Source organism: Rhodoglobus galactosidasius (assembly GCF_054957775.1).
Map to the genome: position 1 here is coordinate 306,937 of NZ_JBQIAV010000001.1, position 15,102 is coordinate 322,038.

14 protein-coding genes and 1 pseudogene are annotated in these 15,102 nt (G+C 60.3%); 6 read left to right on the forward strand and 9 right to left on the reverse strand.

The features are described 5' to 3' along the window. Positions 1-78 precede the first annotated feature (78 nt). Complete coding sequence (locus ACTJJW_RS01570) at positions 79-1,158, reverse strand: hypothetical protein (protein ID WP_462642235.1); 1,080 nt, start codon at positions 1,156-1,158, stop codon at positions 79-81. A gap of 146 nt (positions 1,159-1,304) precedes the next feature. Here ACTJJW_RS01570 and ACTJJW_RS01575 point away from each other — a divergent pair, with 146 nt between their 5' ends. The 5 genes and pseudogenes from ACTJJW_RS01575 (at position 1,305) to ACTJJW_RS01595 (ending at position 4,046) form a co-directional block, all read left to right on the forward strand. Next, positions 1,305-1,640 (forward strand): hypothetical protein, encoded by a 336-nt coding sequence (locus tag ACTJJW_RS01575; RefSeq protein WP_462642236.1) that lies wholly within the window; start codon positions 1,305-1,307, stop codon positions 1,638-1,640. Next, positions 1,640-1,924: a helix-turn-helix domain-containing protein gene (locus tag ACTJJW_RS01580; protein WP_462642238.1), complete on the forward strand. Its 285-nt coding sequence runs from the start codon at positions 1,640-1,642 to the stop codon at positions 1,922-1,924. The genes ACTJJW_RS01575 and ACTJJW_RS01580 overlap by 1 nt, the downstream gene beginning before the upstream one ends. A gap of 46 nt (positions 1,925-1,970) precedes the next feature. After that, positions 1,971-2,938, forward strand: a pseudogene (locus ACTJJW_RS01585) (pirin family protein). A gap of 231 nt (positions 2,939-3,169) precedes the next feature. Further along, positions 3,170-3,835 (forward strand): hypothetical protein, encoded by a 666-nt coding sequence (locus tag ACTJJW_RS01590; protein ID WP_462642239.1) that lies wholly within the window; start codon positions 3,170-3,172, stop codon positions 3,833-3,835. Positions 3,836-3,863: 28 nt separating this feature from the next. After that, complete coding sequence (locus tag ACTJJW_RS01595; protein ID WP_462642240.1) at positions 3,864-4,046, forward strand: hypothetical protein; 183 nt, start codon at positions 3,864-3,866, stop codon at positions 4,044-4,046. A gap of 334 nt (positions 4,047-4,380) precedes the next feature. Here ACTJJW_RS01595 and ACTJJW_RS01600 read toward each other — a convergent pair whose 3' ends face one another. From ACTJJW_RS01600 to ACTJJW_RS01620, 5 genes are all read right to left on the reverse strand, one after another. Then, positions 4,381-6,657, reverse strand: coding sequence for an alpha-galactosidase (locus ACTJJW_RS01600; protein ID WP_462642241.1), 2,277 nt, complete (start codon positions 6,655-6,657; stop codon positions 4,381-4,383). Next, the gene (locus ACTJJW_RS01605) at positions 6,641-7,972 is read right to left on the reverse strand and encodes an ABC transporter substrate-binding protein (protein WP_462642242.1); all 1,332 of its coding nucleotides are present in this window, start codon (positions 7,970-7,972) and stop codon (positions 6,641-6,643) included. The genes ACTJJW_RS01600 and ACTJJW_RS01605 overlap by 17 nt, the downstream gene beginning before the upstream one ends. A 73-nt stretch (positions 7,973-8,045) precedes the next feature. Continuing rightward, on the reverse strand, positions 8,046-8,927 hold the full coding sequence (locus ACTJJW_RS01610; RefSeq protein ID WP_462642244.1) for a carbohydrate ABC transporter permease: 882 nt from the start codon (positions 8,925-8,927) through the stop codon (positions 8,046-8,048). Continuing rightward, positions 8,927-9,844 carry a carbohydrate ABC transporter permease gene (locus tag ACTJJW_RS01615; RefSeq protein WP_462642246.1) on the reverse strand — a complete coding sequence of 306 codons (918 nt, stop codon included), beginning with the start codon at positions 9,842-9,844 and terminating at the stop codon, positions 8,927-8,929. Before ACTJJW_RS01615 ends, ACTJJW_RS01610 begins: the two co-directional genes overlap by 1 nt. Then, positions 9,841-11,880, reverse strand: a complete 2,040-nt coding sequence (locus tag ACTJJW_RS01620) for a beta-galactosidase (RefSeq protein ID WP_462642247.1) — start codon at positions 11,878-11,880, stop codon at positions 9,841-9,843. Before ACTJJW_RS01620 ends, ACTJJW_RS01615 begins: the two co-directional genes overlap by 4 nt. Before the next feature lie 235 nt (positions 11,881-12,115). On the opposite strand from ACTJJW_RS01620, the gene ACTJJW_RS01625 reads away from it, so the two are divergent. Then, positions 12,116-13,138, forward strand: a complete 1,023-nt coding sequence (locus tag ACTJJW_RS01625) for a LacI family DNA-binding transcriptional regulator (RefSeq protein WP_462642248.1) — start codon at positions 12,116-12,118, stop codon at positions 13,136-13,138. Here ACTJJW_RS01625 and ACTJJW_RS01630 read toward each other — a convergent pair. From ACTJJW_RS01630 to lysS, 3 genes are all read right to left on the reverse strand, one after another. Further along, positions 13,135-13,323, reverse strand: a complete 189-nt coding sequence (locus ACTJJW_RS01630; RefSeq protein ID WP_462642250.1) for a hypothetical protein — start codon at positions 13,321-13,323, stop codon at positions 13,135-13,137. The genes ACTJJW_RS01625 and ACTJJW_RS01630 overlap by 4 nt on opposite strands. Before the next feature lie 98 nt (positions 13,324-13,421). Further along, a complete protein-coding gene (locus tag ACTJJW_RS01635; protein ID WP_462642251.1) occupies positions 13,422-13,562 on the reverse strand; it encodes a hypothetical protein in 141 nt (46 codons plus the stop codon). Between the two features lie 5 nt (positions 13,563-13,567). Continuing rightward, positions 13,568-15,067 carry a lysine--tRNA ligase gene (gene lysS / locus ACTJJW_RS01640; RefSeq protein WP_462642252.1) on the reverse strand — a complete coding sequence of 500 codons (1,500 nt, stop codon included), beginning with the start codon at positions 15,065-15,067 and terminating at the stop codon, positions 13,568-13,570. Between the last annotated feature and the right edge of the window lie 35 nt (positions 15,068-15,102).

Here is a 15,102-nt window from a genome sequence, read left to right on the forward strand (position 1 = left end):
TTCGGTACCGATGTAATGAGACTAACCAGTGAAATCGTGAAATAGTCCGGTGTTCGCCCTAGGCGTGACTGTCTATGGTTAGCGCTCAGGAACACACGAACCAGGGCCTGCTCCGGGCAGCAGCGATGCCCCGCTCGTGAGCACTTCATCGAACAATTTTTGATCATCACTCGACTCATTCACCATGCCGTCGCATGTGGAGGTGTGCAGCTGAAACTGTCGCTCTCCGGCGATAAATCGAAAGTTGAGGTCGGGCACTGCAGAGGCGTTGCGCGCAGCATCGAGCGCATTCTCCCAATCCGCTTCGCGGTACTCCCGTTGACTGATCCAAATCTCCGCGGTCGTCGGACCTTCAAGGACGGGTACGTTCCACATCAGGGTCACCCCTTCGGGATACTCAAAATCAGGCTCCGGGTTTTCGGTCAACTGTGAGTAGTCGACGAGTGGAGTGGATTCCCGGATGCTATCGAGCAGCGCAACGAGGGTGGCGGGCGGCAGCTGCGTCGACCAGAGCATCCCCGCGAATTGCCACGTGGTCGGATTCTGCGTTGCGTCGGGCACGGCGGCGAGCGCCTCAAAGTTTTCGATAACGTGCCCGGCCGTGCTGACAGCATCGACCCCATCCGGCGCGCTGAATGTGCGGTCGTACGTGCCGCTACGGAATCCGGGCGTCAGCACCATCGACAGCTCGGCTTCGATCGCCGCCTCGATTGCTCGCCAGTGGAAAATTTCAGTGACGAACTGATGGTCAGAAAGTTCGAGGTAGCGCTGCGTGAGCACGCCACCACCGTCATCGTCACCGAATCGCAGCGTGAGCGTCTGCACTGTGTTCGCAAGCTCAGCGCTACTAAAGCTCTCCTTTACCGTTGAGGCGATTTCGCGGAGTTGCTCCTCGGCGATCGAGGAACTTGCGATTATGTGGAGTTCCGCTTCAGCCCCGGTCGGACCGTCAGCGACAAAGTACGACGATGCTGACTCGACCCCGTCGATGCCCTTCACGGCAGAAACCGCGGCGGTCAACGCTCGCTTTTGGGCAGCATCCGACTGGACTATTCCCCACACCTGTCCCGCATCGCCAATGAGCGAGCAGCCTCCCAGTGCGAGTGAGAGGAGCACCGCGCCCGCGAGGAGCACCGGCAGCCGCAGGACATTCTTCATGAGTGAAGTTTAGGTTTCGGCTGGCGGTTTAGCCTGCCCCAGAGCGGGTGACGCTGTGTCCGGAGCTGGATGTGTGCATACGAAACTCTTGGCACCCTGCCACATAGCGGAAGGCGAGACCCTCTATCTCGGTCGCACGGCTCGCGATGTCGATGGCTGCGGACCAGGCCTTCCTCACTGCGCGTATTCTGCCTCACGACGACCTCTGGCCCGGACTGTGGCCCTCTCGGAGGCGTCCGCCGCACATCGATACCCTCAAGCTTGTCGAATTCCGGTTCGGGAACGACTTCTGCCAACTTGTTGTCGATCAAGGGAAAGATTGTGCGGATGTCGTCAATGAGTTCTACGATTTCGGCTGGCGGGAGGGTATCTGCGGATTGCAATCCCGCGAGGGTCCAGTAGCGGTAGGCCTCGTTGCCGCGATCGCCTTGCTGGTGCTCGCCGAGATCTTGCCCACGCTCGCACTCGAAGGGCTCATCTGATGGTGCCGGCGGAGGAGAACGCGCTCACCGGCATCCACTGTCGGGTCGATGAACTTCTTGAGCAACGCGGGATGACGCTCACAGGGTTGAGCGAAATTGTGGGGGTGAGTGTAGTGAACCTGTCGATTCTGAAGAACGACCGGGCTCGCGCCATCCGATTCTCGACGCTGTTTGCTGTGTGTGCGGCGCTGGAGTGCGAGGTCGGCGAACTGCTCATTACTGCAGAGAGCCAATGCGCGCACGGACGCTCAACGTTGCTCCCTGAGAAACGCTGCACAACGTGATGCACGCTTTGTGGCACGCTAGCACTCACCGACGTGAGGAGCGAGCGTGGGCAACCCTGAGAAGGACCCTGCTGAAGTACTGTGCGAAACGCATCCGGGTTCAGGAGTGCAGTTGCTCGAACCCCGCGATGTGCCCCTCGGCGGACCGAGGGCGATGACCGTTCGACGTACGCTTCCGCAGCGTTCGCGGTCACTGATCGGCGGTTGGTGTTTCGTCGATCACTATGGTCCAGACACGACGCGCATGGTCGTGCCACCGCATCCGCACACGGGTCTTCAGACGGTGAGTTGGTTGTTCACAGGCGATATCGAGCACCGCGACAGCATTGGCAACCTAGCGGCGGTGCAGCCGGGCGAGCTCAACCTCATGACAGCGGGTCGCGGCATCTCGCACTCGGAGATATCGCCCACTACCCTCACGCGGTTACACGGCACACAGCTCTGGGTGGCGTTACCAGATTCGGCCAGAAACATCGAACCCACCTTGAACCCACCTTCGAGATGTATGCCCCGACGCCGTTTGCGTTTCAGGGTGCAACCGTGAGCGTGTTCATCGGCGAGCTCGCCGGGGTCACATCACCGGCCCGCGTCTATTCGCCGCTGCTCGGTGCCCAACTCGACGTTGCCGCAGGCACGACTTTGACACTCTCGATTGACCCAACTTTCGAACACGGCGTACTAGTGGATGCCGGAAATGTCACCATCGCGGACGTCGTGACCCCCATCGATCACCTCGCCTACACGGCCCCCGGGCTCACCAAACTCGTCATCACTGCGTCGACGGATGCCCGGCTCCTGCTGCTCGGTGGTGAACCGCTCGGCGAGTCCATCATTATGTGGTGGAACTTCATCGGGCGCAGTCACGACGAGATCGTTGAGTTCCGTGGGCAGTGGCAGCGGGACGTGATCGAGGGCGGTGACGCCGAGGGATGCTTCGGCACGGTCACCGACTGCGGCAAGGATCCGCTGCCCGCACCAGAACTTCCGACAGTTCGGCTGAAGCCGCGCGAGTAGTGCGACAGGGCGTCTCCATGCCCCAACCTAGGAGCGCTCGGACCGACATAGTGCGATACCCCTATGCTGTGCAATGTAACTAAAGCTAAGGGTTCCGATGGCAAGAGGGCCCGTCGCGCAACGCTCAACCTGGTTCCGGTCGGAATAGTTGCAGCATTGCCTTTTGGCTTTGAGGGAGTGGCGCGCATCGATAGCGTCTCTTGGCTATCTTGGTTTCCATCTTGGATTGAAGTGCCTCTGTACATTGCACTGTGGCTGTTGGTCCCCGCGGTTATCGCGTTCGAATTGTGGAGGGCACATCAAGACAACGCAGACATCGCCACTACCGATGACGTTGTAAATGATCTCCGGATCGCAGTTAAAGAAGCCATGCTGCCGCTGGCTACCCTGCTTGCGGAAATGCCAAGCAAGACCCCCGGAGACCGGCAGAGCCACGTAGAACGTGTGGCCGATAAAGCAGTTGAGGTTTTGGCTTACCTCTTACTTCGCCATATCCCTCGGGTACGAGTAAACGTCTTCGCAATCAACCTTGCGAATACAGCATTGCAGCCAGTCTCATCTGCGGGGGCCGGCGACAAGCCCGGAGCCTTTATTGCGGGCGGCACTACGACGGAAAAGAACGTGGCATGGGTCTTGGGCGGAGGTCCTGCTCGTGACGTTTCTAACGTCAAAACGACCCCTCCCGAGAAAGGGGGCAGGCCCGACGCGCTCTATAACTCTTACGTAGCCGTAGTAATTCGCTCTACTAAGTTTTCCCATGGGATGCTCACAGTAGATTCTGTGGACTCGAACCCCTTCACGGATACGGATATAAAGACGATACAGATGATCGCTGAATTGTTGGCAGTGGGGATGGCGATGGCCTACCCCAAGAAGAACGCTGGAACCTCGAGCTGATATCGAGATTTGCGCGTACACTCTTGCCATGACAACTATTCGCGCAAGTGAGATTGAATATGGGCGTGCCCGCGTCGATACTCCGATCATGAATTTTGTTGAGCACGATCTTTCTGACCCTCAAGTCGTTCGTGCAATTGTGGAGGAAGCGACGAGAGTTTCCCGCATGGAGCAGAGGAAGCGACTCAGGGTTCTTCGCAGAAGCCGCTGAACCCCTTTTGCGCCTTTCGGTCTTTCGCTACTGGCAAAAGCGAGAATTTTTGGGTGCTATTCTGTTGGTCACAGCGCCCTAAAGAACGAAGATTCTGAGCTCATCACTGCGCTGGGTGTTGATCCCTTCAGCTTTGTCATCGAATTGCCTTACTGCTCAAATCCTCGGGCTAATACGCTGATGTAAGCGCGCTATCGACTTGTGGCAAGGATCCCAAAAGCTACCGGCCTCACCGAAGAGTGCAGCGATTCGAGTCACGATTCTTGCCAAATTTCGATGGGATCAGCACGCATATCCTCAGGGAAGTCACCGACCGTGTGTTCCTCCTCGTCGGCTAGACCGCGGTAACCCGCAACACGAGCGCCTCATCCGGGTGCAGAATCGGCAACGTTATCCCAACCGATTCGAGCACGGCGCCCGACAGCACAAGCTCGCTAGCGTGCCACCACGCTGGCGCAGTTCCTGGGTAGGTTGCCGCAGTCGCGCCCACATCTACCGGGCTGATGCGGTAAGTGCGGTGCGGGTCAAGCCCGGGCAGACGCCGGGCGTTCGGTACAGAATCGGTCGGGGTGTTGAGGCTGGTCACCCAGAACAGGGCGTCGTCAGCATCGGCGGACACAATCCCGGTGACGATGGGTTCGGCGCCGATTTCACTCCGCACGATCCGGCCAGAGTGGATGAGCCCGCGAAGTGAACGGTAGACGCCCGCCCAGGTGCGCAAAGCATCCCGCTCGGCGTCGGTAGTGGTGGTGAGATCCCACTCGATCCCCGAGTGCCCCATGAGGGCGGTCGCAAGCCGGAAGCCCAGCGAGAGCGACCGGCCCGAGGTATGTGCGGGCGATGACCCCACGTGCGAGGCCAAGTATTCGAAGGGCACGAGCAGATTGGTCCAGCGCATGATCGAGAAACGGTCGTGCGCATCGTTGGTATCGGAGGGCCAGACGCGCTGAACGCGCTCAAGCACTCCGGCATCCACTCGGGCACCACCCGAGGCACACGACTCGATTTCGACGTGCGGGTAGCGTTCGCGCAACTCATCCATCAGCCAGTAGGTCGCGGCGACGTGGCGGTGAACCGAACCACCGAGCAGGTCGCGGTTCATGTCCCACTTGAGGTAACTGATCGCGTATTCATCGAGCAGCGCGGCAATCGCCTCCCGCACATGCTCACGAGCGGCAGGGTTATCGAGGTCGAGAACGTACTGGTTGCGCCACGACTTCGGCAGCGGCCGATCGTCGTCACGCAGGATCCACTCCGGATGCTCGCGCGCAAGCTCAGAGTCGAGGGAGACCATCTCGGGCTCGACCCATAGGCCGAACTGCATTCCCGCCGACGTCACTCGGTCGATGAGTGGCGTAAGCCCGTTCGGCCATGACACTGGATCGACTGTCCAGTCGCCAAGGGCACGTTTGTCATCGGTACGACCGGTCATCCAGCCGTCGTCGAGCACAAAGCGCTCAACTCCGACGTCGGCTGCGGCACCGGCGAGCGCCGCCAACTGCTCAAGGTTGTGGTCGAAGTACACGGCCTCCCACGTGTTGAGAGTCAACGGACGCGGTGTCGAGGGGTGCGATGGCAGACCACGAAACCAGGAATGGAAACGGTCGCTGAGGCCGTCAAGTCCGGCATCCGACCACGCCGCGTAGGCCCACGGTGTTTCGTGGCTTTCGCCGGTAGAGAGTCGAAGCTCGCCGGGGGCAAAAAGCTCTGCTGCGCCAAGTGTTGTGATGCCGAGCGCAGTGCGATCGATCCAGATGCGAGTGTCGCCGCTGCTGCCGAGGTGCATCGCCCAGACCTCACCGTGGCGAAAGCCAAAGTCAGGTGTTCCTGCAATCGTGAGGTAGGAGTCGTCGTGACCGCCGCGGCCATGGCGCGATTCGCGCAGCCAGGTGCCGTAGTCGATTGCGGAACGTTGAGGGACTCGTTCGGCCGCCCAGATTCCGCTGAAGTCGAGTCGCTCGCGCGCGATGGGCGGAAGCGGAAGAGTGGTCGCGAGCGTCGTGAGCTCAAACGGCTGTGTGGCGGTGTTGGTGATGCGTGAGCGGCTGCGAAGCACACCGCTCGGGGAGAGTTCGAACTCGATGACGAGTCGCAGTGCCGCGGCATCCGGCGAGCCTGCTAAGTCGTATTCCCCGGTAGACGCGCCCGATTCTTGCAATACAGTCGACTCGTTCTCGGAGCAATCGTCGACCAGCGTGATCACGACGCGGTCGGGCTGCGGATGCTCGATGCTCTCGGTGCGCAGTGCCGGTCGGCGCACTCGCCCACCTCGCCCGCCGCGCCCATCGCCGCGATCGTCGCCCTTGTCGCTGCGCCGATCGTGGCGCCGATCGTGGCGCCGATCGTGGCGCCCCTCAAGCCCGGGGATGCCGGTCCAGCCATCGGCGAGCAGGGGAACAATTCCCAACCGTAAGGGTTCGTCGATTGAACTCGGTCCAACGGCGCGTTCGCGCGAGCGCACAAAGTCGCTCAGTTGTTGTCGTGAGAGTTCTCCGAGGTCTGCACCCCAGTGCGTGATCGACGGCACGCCCGTGCCGCGGGTGTCCAGCACAAGGCTGGTACCCGCGGCACGGAGGTGAACGATGTCGTTCGTGTTATTCGTTGACAGCAATCGCGGCAGCCTTCATGGCGTCAATTGTCTTCTGCTGACCCGTCTTCAGGGCATCCATGAGGGTGCCTGAACCGGAGATCGCGGCGGAGAATCCGTCAGCAACATCCGTGTAGGTCTGCGTCATCGTTGGTCCCCAAGTGAAGTCGGGGTTAACCTGGGCTCCAGCAGCAGCGAACACATCGTAAATGTTCTGTCCACCGTAGAAGTCAAGGCCCTCGGAGAATACCGGCAGGTCTCCGCCAGCCTTCGTCGCCGGGTAGATGTTCGCTGTCTTGTTCATGCTCGTCAGCGCTTCTGGATCAGTGTTCAGCCAGAGTGCGAACTGTGCAGCCTCGTAAGGGTACTTGCTTCCCTTGAGTACTGCGGTGCTCGATCCGCCCCAGTTGCCTGCAGCGGAGTCGCCAGCGTTCCACTGCGGCATCGGAGCTACAGCCCAGTTGCCTGCGGTGTCTGGTGCGCCACTCGTGATGGTGTTTGCCCCCCATACCGCAGAGACCCAGCTCCAGACTTCGCCCGTGTTGTAGCCGTTATTCCACTCATCGGTCCACGGCGGGAGGGTTGCCACGAGGTCGTCATCGAGCAATCCCTGCCAGTATTCCGCAACCTTGGTCGACTCAGGCGAGTCGAGGGTTACATCCCACGCGGTTCCGTCGTTCTTGAACCACTGGCCATCTGCCTGCCACACGAGACCGGCGAAGGCGTTAATGTCGCTCTGCGAGAAGTTGGTGATGTAGCCACCCTCTTCACGGATCTTCTTCGCTGCCGCAGCGTATTCGTCCCACGTGGTCGGGATAGCGATTCCAGCCTTTTCGAACAGGTCGGCGCGGTAGAACAAGGCTTCAGGGCCGGTGTCTTGCGGGATTGCGTAGACCGCGTTGTCTTCGCCGAACGTTACCTGGCTCCACGTCCAGTCAATGAACTGGTCCTGAGCATCCATGACCCCAGCGCAGTCGGCGATGTTAACCACACCGTCTTGGACGCGGAAGTTGGGAAGTGCGTCGTACTCGATCTGGCCGAGATCGGGAGCGTTGCCTGCTTCGATCTGGTTGAAGAAGTTCTTGTACGTTCCCCCGTTACCGTTCGGACCGGTCTGAACCTCAACCTGAATGTCGGGGTTCTTCGCGTTCCAGATTGCTGCGGCGTCTTCCATTCCGGGCAACCAGGTGGTGAAGCTGAGAGTTACAGGTCCATCTGCCGGTGCACATGCGGCGGCGTCAGTGCCACCATCTGTGCCTGCGACGGATGAGCATGCGGAGAGTGCGAGAGCGGAGACGAGCACCAGTGCTCCTCCAGCTCGAGCTAAGTATTTAGCCATGCGAGTTCCTTCCAAATGATTGTTTGTGGTGCGGGGATTCCCTCGGTGTGAGCCGAGTGACCAGACGGGGCGATCATTTGATCGCACCCGTTCCTAATCCGCTGCGCCAGAAGCGCTGCAGACCGAGGAAAGCGATGATGAGCGGGATAATCGACAGCAGTGCGCCAATAATCACGAGCGCCCGAATTTCAGGGATCTGGCTGACTTGGCTGTTCCAGATGTAGAGACCAAGCGTTACCGGGAAGAGCTCTTCGTCACGGAGCATGATCAGCGGCAAGAAGAAGTTGTTCCAGATCGTCACGAACTGAAAGAGGAAGATCGTGACCATGGCCGGCATCATCAGTCGCGTTGAAACCGTGAAGAAGGTACGGACCTCTCCCGATCCATCGATGCGGGCAGCTTCAACCAACTCATCAGGAACACTCGAAGTCGCATAAATGCGCGCGAGGTAGACGCCGAAGGGGCTGACGAGGCTGGGCAGGAAGACCGACCAGAAGGTGTTGGTGGCCCCGACCTGGCTGAAGACGAGGAACAGGGGCAGTGCGAGCGCAGTGGCCGGAACCAGCACGCCACCCAGAATGACGTTGAAGATTGTCTCGCGACCGCGGAACGCATACTTCGCGAGTGCGTAACCCGTCATTGTCGCGAAGAGGGTAGCGATCGCGGCACCAGCACCGGCGTAAAGCACGCTGTTGAGCATCCACTGGAAGAAGAGGCCGTCACGGTAGTTCGCGAGGGCGCCGATGTTCTCTATGAGGTTGAAATCAGCGAACCACAGTGGTGCCGAAGAAATGAAGTCGCTGCGGTCTTTCGTTGCCGCAACGAAAAGCCACCAGATCGGCACGAGAAAGTAAAAGGTACAGATGGCCATGACGAGCATGGCACCAGCCCGCGAGAACAGGCTTTCGCGCGGTCCGCGAACTCGCTTTGCCGCTGAAGTCGTTGAGGTACTCATCAGTCAGCCTTTCGTTGAGTGAGCTTGAGCACGGTGAACGAGAGTGCGAACGTAAGCAGCGCGAGCACGACCGAGAATGCGGCAGCGAGGTTCACATTCGGCACCGATGCTGTCGAGTAGATGAGCAGGTTTGGTGTGTACGTGCTGGTAACGGCTGAAGTGAAGCTCTTGAAGACTTGTGGTTCGGCAAGCAGTTGCAGGGTTCCGATGATCGAGAAGATCGACGTCAGTATGATGGCGGGCGCCACCAGCGGAATCTTGATCGACCACGCTATTCGCGCCTGAGAGGCGCCATCGAGGCGGGCCGCTTCATAAAGCTCGCTGGGAATGGCCAACAGCGCCGAGTAAATGATGATCATGTTGTAGCCGATGAACACCCAGGTGACGACGTTGGCGATCGACCACAGCACCAGGTCGGCACCCAAGAAGTCGATTTTGCTTGTCACCGCCGTGAATGGTGACAGGTTGGGCGAATACAAGAAGCCCCACATGACCGCGGCGATAACGCCGGGCACCGCATACGGCGCAAAGAATGCAAGTCTGAAGAAACGCTTGCCCTTGACGAGCGGCGAATCCAAGAGCAGGGCTAACAGCAGTGCAACACCAAGCATGATCGGCACCTGCACGACACCAAAGCTGGCCACACGAAGAATCGATGCCCAGAAAGCATCGTCCTGGAACACCCGTGCGTACTGCACAAAGCCGCCGAACACCTCCGTCGACTTACCGAAGGTGCCCTCACGCTCGACCGTGAGCAGAGACTGGTAGATCGCCACAATGATGGGGATGATGTAGAACAGGCTGAACAGCACGGCGAATGGGGTAATAAAGAAGATCACGGCACCGCGGTTCTTCGTCACCGGTCGCTTCTTCACCTGGGTGCTGGGTGAGGTGGGTTTAGCAATGCTGGTCGTCATCGCGTAGCTCCTTTTTCGACAGTCAGGTGGATGACGCGAACGCCCCCGGCAGGAACAGTCAGCGAACCCGCGACCGCAGTACCCGTCAACAATTCTGTGCCGTCGGCGGGGAAAGAAAGGTCGCGAGTGCTGTGGTTGATCACGAAGCGGAACCGGTCGGTTTCGTTCGACCGGGTCACCACCTCAACGCCCGCAGGAAGATCACGCTGTTCGACGCCGGCCTCATCGAGTGCGCGACCCATCAGATCGGCAAAACTTGGCTCGTCGAGCGCGGTAGCCACATACCAGGCAGCTCCCGAACCGAAACGGTTGCGGGTGATGGCCGGCCCACCGGGCACCGGGCCGCTCGCGAACTCGGCTACGACATCCGCCGTGGTTGGTCGCACGTGTTCGGCCCAGGTCGTGGCGAGTCCGCCGTCGTTGAGCACGAGCTCGGTCTGGGGCGTGACGGGGAAAAACTGTTCGGTCCAAGCGCCCAAGAGGGTGTGGAATGCCCCGGGAGGCGTTTCGCCGGTGGGGTCGAGCCGGATGCCGTCCGTCTCATCGACGATGCCAGAGAAGAACGTGACTACAGCGACGCCACCGGCCTCGACAAAATCAGTGATGACTTCGACGCTGTGGTCATCGACGAGGTAGAGGCTCGGGACCACAACGAGCTTGTAGTCGTCAAGCGGGGCACCGGGAGCAACAACATCAACGGTGACTCCGTTGGCGCGCAACGCGTCGTAGGCGGCGTGCACTTGCTCGAGGTACTTCACATCTTCTGATGGCTGCGAGTCTCCCTCGGCTGCCCACCAAGATTCCCAGCTGAATACTAGAGCAACTGAAGACTCGACCCGAGTGCCCGCGAGAGACTCGAGCGCGTGGAGTTTTGCACCCAGGTCGAGGGTCTCACGCCAAATGGAGGTGTCAGTGCCGGCGTGAGGAAGAAGCGCCGAGTGAAACTTTTCGGCACCGTGTCGTGACGCACGCCACTGAAAGAAGCAGACAGTGTCTGCACCCCGGGCAACGTGGGTCAACGTATTGCGCAACATCTCGCCGGGCTGTTTGGCGAGGTTGTGGGGCTGCCAGCTCACTGCGCTGCTGGCCTGTTCCATGAGAACCCAAGGCTCACCCCGAGCGAGACCGCGCGTCAGGTCGGCGGCGAAGGAGAGTTCGCTGACCGGATGCGGCACCCGGTGATCAAGGTAGTGATCGTTGGCGATGACATCCATGTCGCTCACCCATTGCCAGTAGTTCTGGCTGCGGATATGAGCGGTGACCATGAAGTTCGTGGTGACCGGGATGCTGCTCACCGAACGGAGGAGTGCTGCCTCGCCGCGGTAGTAGTCGAGCAGCTCGTCTGAGCTGAACCGGGAGAAGTCGATGCGCTGGGCGGGGTTCGCCGACGAGAGCACTGCGCGCGGAGGCAGAAGCTCATTCCAGTCGCTGTAGCGCTGGCTCCAGAACGCGGTGCCCCAGGCTTCGTTGAGCGCATCAATTGTTGAGTAGCGGGCGCGAAGCCATTCGCGGAACGCGGCTGCCGAGGTGTCGCAGTAGCAGTGCGCATTGTGGCATCCGAGTTCGTTGGAGACGTGCCACATGGCGAGCGCTGGGTGCGAGCTGTAGCGCTCGGCGACCTGTGCGACGAGGCCGAGGGCTGCGGCACGGAACTCGGGCGAGCTTGGGCACCAGCCTTGACGACCGCCCTGCGAGCGGCGGGTGCCATCAGCTGCGGTCGGCAGAATCTCGGGGTGCGCGGTGGTGAGCCATGCGGGCGGTGATGAGGTTCCGGTGCCCAAATTGACGCGGATGCCGGCAGAATGCAGCAGATCCATGATCTCGTCGAGGCGGTCGAAAGAATACTGTCCCTGTCGCGGCTCAATCTCGGCCCAGCCGAAAATGTTGATCGCGACGAGGGAGACCCCGGCCTCGTTCATGAGGGCGACGTCCTGGCGCCACACGTCTTCGGACCACTGCTCGGGGTTGTAGTCACACCCGAGCACAAGGGACTCCGGTGACCAGCTCGCGACGCGCTCTGCGCGGGGTGTGGTCACGCGTGCCTCCTTTGGCCTCTAACTCGACTGCTAGTGCAACGAGTCTTCATTCTGCTGACGCTTCTCTGTGAACGTGCACAGAACGTGACCCAAAAGAGTCTGCATGATTTTCTGGGAGCGTGCACAGACTAAGCGAGAATCAATTGAAGTGTCAAGCTTTAGGCGTATCTGTGAACGTGAACAGCCCCGCGAACGCGGGGAAGCCGCACACTGCTGTGGGCGATAGCATTGGATCATGGCAACACCACGGGCCCGACCGCGCCGCGCAACAATCTTTGATGTCGCAGCGGAGGCGAACGTCTCCCGCGGTACCGTATCGCGCATGCTCAACGGCGAACCCTACGTCTCCGACTCCGCTCGCGAAGCGATCGAGAAGGCCATCGCCAAGGTCGGCTATGTGCGCAACATGGCCGCTCGCAACCTAGCGACCCAGCGCTCCAAGGCCGTCGCGCTCATCGTGCACGAGCCACATTCCGTGTTTCTCGAAGACCCCAATATCGGTGCGATTCTGCTCGGCACTAACGAGCGCCTCTCCGAAGCTGACTACCAACTCGTGTGCCTTATCATCGGCTCTGACCGCGACAGCACTCGCATCGCCGAATATCTTCGCGGCGGTTTCGTCGACGGCGCCGTCATCGTCTCCGCACGCGAACACGACCCCATCGCCGATGCCATCGCCCACATCGGCCTCCCCGCCGTTTTCGTTGGCCACCCGGAGAGCGCCCCAGACATGCCCTACGTCGGCATCGACAACCGAGGCGCCGCCCGCGACATTACCCGCGAACTCCTCGCAACGGGCCGCAAGCGCGTCGGCATGATCGCCGCAGCCCTCGACCGAGACTCCGGCAGCGAACGACTTGCCGGCTTTCGGGATGCCATGGGTGACGATTTCGACGAAAGTCTCGTTGTCGATTTTCCGCTTTACTCCCGCACTAGTGGTGTTGAGGGAATGAAGACCCTCCTCGAACGCGCAGGCGACATTGATGGAGTGTTTGCGGCATCCGATGCTGTCGCTGCCGGTGCCATGGATGTGTTGCGCGAGAGTGGCCGCTCGGTGCCGGGTGACGTCGGAATTGTCGGCTTTGACGACAGCGATTGGGCACTTCGGTGCCAGCCGCAACTATCGACAGTGCGCCAGCCTGCCGACCTGTTGGGTCGCGAGGCAGCATCGATGGTGCTCGAGCTGGTGAATGGCGTGACGCCAGAGACTCCGGGGCGAATCTTGCCCACCGAGATTAAGCTGCGCGGTTCAGCCTAAGACTGGGTCGTAGTGTCGACGCGAGCGGCAGCTTTGGCGCGCTCTTCTGCTTCGATCTTGGCGTAGCTGTTTCGTTCGGTGCGGTCTGAACGCATAATGGACCACATCACGAGCCAAAAAATGAGCCCGACGGCAATCGTGGGCACGACGGAGAAGATCGCGTTCGACCAATAATCTTGGGGCACGTGTTCAGCCTAACCGTTAAGCAGGGTGACAATGGCGATGAGCACGACAAGTCCCACGAGAGTCACAGTCATGATGAGACGCGACGATTTGCGGTCCACTACTGCACCTTCACGAGTACACCGACAATGCCGGTAACCACCATGAAGATTCCTACTCCGGCAACAATTACCCACAGCGCAATGCGCATGGGAGTGATCGTGGACTTTGTGGGCGTCTCTGGTGTGTCTGGTTCGGTCATGGCTGCTACTTCACCAGCGGGAAGAGGATCGTTTCGCGGATGCCGAGCCCGGTGATGGCCATCAGCAGGCGGTCGACTCCGACACCGATTCCACCGCTTGGCGGCATGCCGTGCTCAAGGGCGCGAATGAAGTCTTCGTCGAGGCGCATTGCTTCAACGTCGCCTTCGCTAGCCAAGAGTGCTTGCTCAACGAAGCGTTCACGCTGGATGACCGGGTCGACGAGTTCGGAATAGCCGGTGGCCAACTCGAAACCACGGATGTAGAGATCCCACTTCTCGACAACACCGTCGATGCAACGGTGGTTGCGCACGAGCGGGCTTGTGTCGACGGGAAAGTCCATGACGAAGGTGGGGCGGTCAAGGCCGGGCTTGACGTAGTGCTCCCATAGTTCCTCGACATACTTTCCATGCGTGGGCTGCGTGATCTCGATGTCAACGGCATCCGCAAGCTTCTTCAACTCGGCGGCCGGGGTATGCGGGGTGATGCTGAGCCCAGCTGCTTCGTTCAGCGAGTCATACATTGAGATGCGTGCCCAGTCGCCGCCGAGGTCGTATTCGGTGCCGTCGGTGAGGGTAACGAGTGTCGAATCGGCCACCGCGAGCGCCGCGTTCTGCACGAGCTCTTGAGTGAGATCAGCCATCTGGTTGTAGTCACCGTAGGCCTGGTATGCCTCGACCATGGCGAACTCGGGCGAGTGAGTGGAGTCTGCACCCTCGTTGCGAAAGTTGCGGTTGATCTCAAAGACCCGCTCAATGCCACCGACTACGGCACGCTTCAAGAACAGTTCAGGCGCGATGCGCAGGTAAAGCTCAGTGTCGAACGCGTTCGAATGAGTCACAAACGGTCGAGCGGATGCCCCACCGTGCATGGTCTGCAGCATCGGTGTTTCGACTTCGAGGTAGTCGTGTCCGGCGAATGTAGCGCGCAGGCTCGCGTTGACCTTGGCGCGGGCGCGCACCGTGAAGCGGGCCTGTTCGCGAACAATGAGGTCGAGGTAGCGGCTACGAACGCGCTGTTCGTCACTCAAATCTTTGTGAAGGTTGGGCAGGGGAAGCACAGCCTTGGCCGCAATCTTCCATTCCTTGACCATGACCGACAGCTCACCGCGACGGCTCGAGATGATCTCGCCATTCACAAAGAGGTGGTCACCGAGGTCAACGAGTTCTTTCCACAGTGCGAGGGCGTCTTCGCCAACCTCACCGAGCGAGACCATGACCTGGATGCGCTCACCATCGCCCGCTTGCAGCGATGCGAAGCACAGCTTGCCGGTGTTGCGAAGGTGCACAATGCGGCCAGCAAGGCCAACAACGTCTCCGGTAGTCGCATCCGCTTCAAGCGCCGGGTACTTGGCGCGCACAGCAGGAATGCTTGTGGTGATTGCGACGCCCACCGGGTATGCCTCGGCGCCCAAATCGATGAGTCGCTGACGCTTCTCTAGCCGAACAGCTTTCTGTTCAGAAACTTCGGCTTCGGTAGGGTCTGGAGCGTTTGCGGCGTCATTCACGCCCTCAATCGTAGCCGGGTTGCGGCTACCGCGCC

What these genes read in the sequence shown, in the direction of transcription:
- ACTJJW_RS01570 (WP_462642235.1), bottom strand. Translation starts at nt 1,158, where the DNA reads ATGAAGAATGTCCTGCGGCTGCCGGTGCTCCTCGCGGGCGCGGTGCTC.
- ACTJJW_RS01575 (WP_462642236.1), top strand. Translation starts at nt 1,305, where the DNA reads ATGTCGATGGCTGCGGACCAGGCCTTCCTCACTGCGCGTATTCTGCCT.
- ACTJJW_RS01580 (WP_462642238.1), top strand. Translation starts at nt 1,640, where the DNA reads ATGGTGCCGGCGGAGGAGAACGCGCTCACCGGCATCCACTGTCGGGTC.
- ACTJJW_RS01595 (WP_462642240.1), top strand. Translation starts at nt 3,864, where the DNA reads ATGACAACTATTCGCGCAAGTGAGATTGAATATGGGCGTGCCCGCGTC.
- ACTJJW_RS01605 (WP_462642242.1), bottom strand. Translation starts at nt 7,972, where the DNA reads ATGGCTAAATACTTAGCTCGAGCTGGAGGAGCACTGGTGCTCGTCTCC.
- ACTJJW_RS01610 (WP_462642244.1), bottom strand. Translation starts at nt 8,927, where the DNA reads ATGAGTACCTCAACGACTTCAGCGGCAAAGCGAGTTCGCGGACCGCGC.
- ACTJJW_RS01615 (WP_462642246.1), bottom strand. Translation starts at nt 9,844, where the DNA reads ATGACGACCAGCATTGCTAAACCCACCTCACCCAGCACCCAGGTGAAG.
- ACTJJW_RS01625 (WP_462642248.1), top strand. Translation starts at nt 12,116, where the DNA reads ATGGCAACACCACGGGCCCGACCGCGCCGCGCAACAATCTTTGATGTC.
- ACTJJW_RS01635 (WP_462642251.1), bottom strand. Translation starts at nt 13,562, where the DNA reads ATGACCGAACCAGACACACCAGAGACGCCCACAAAGTCCACGATCACT.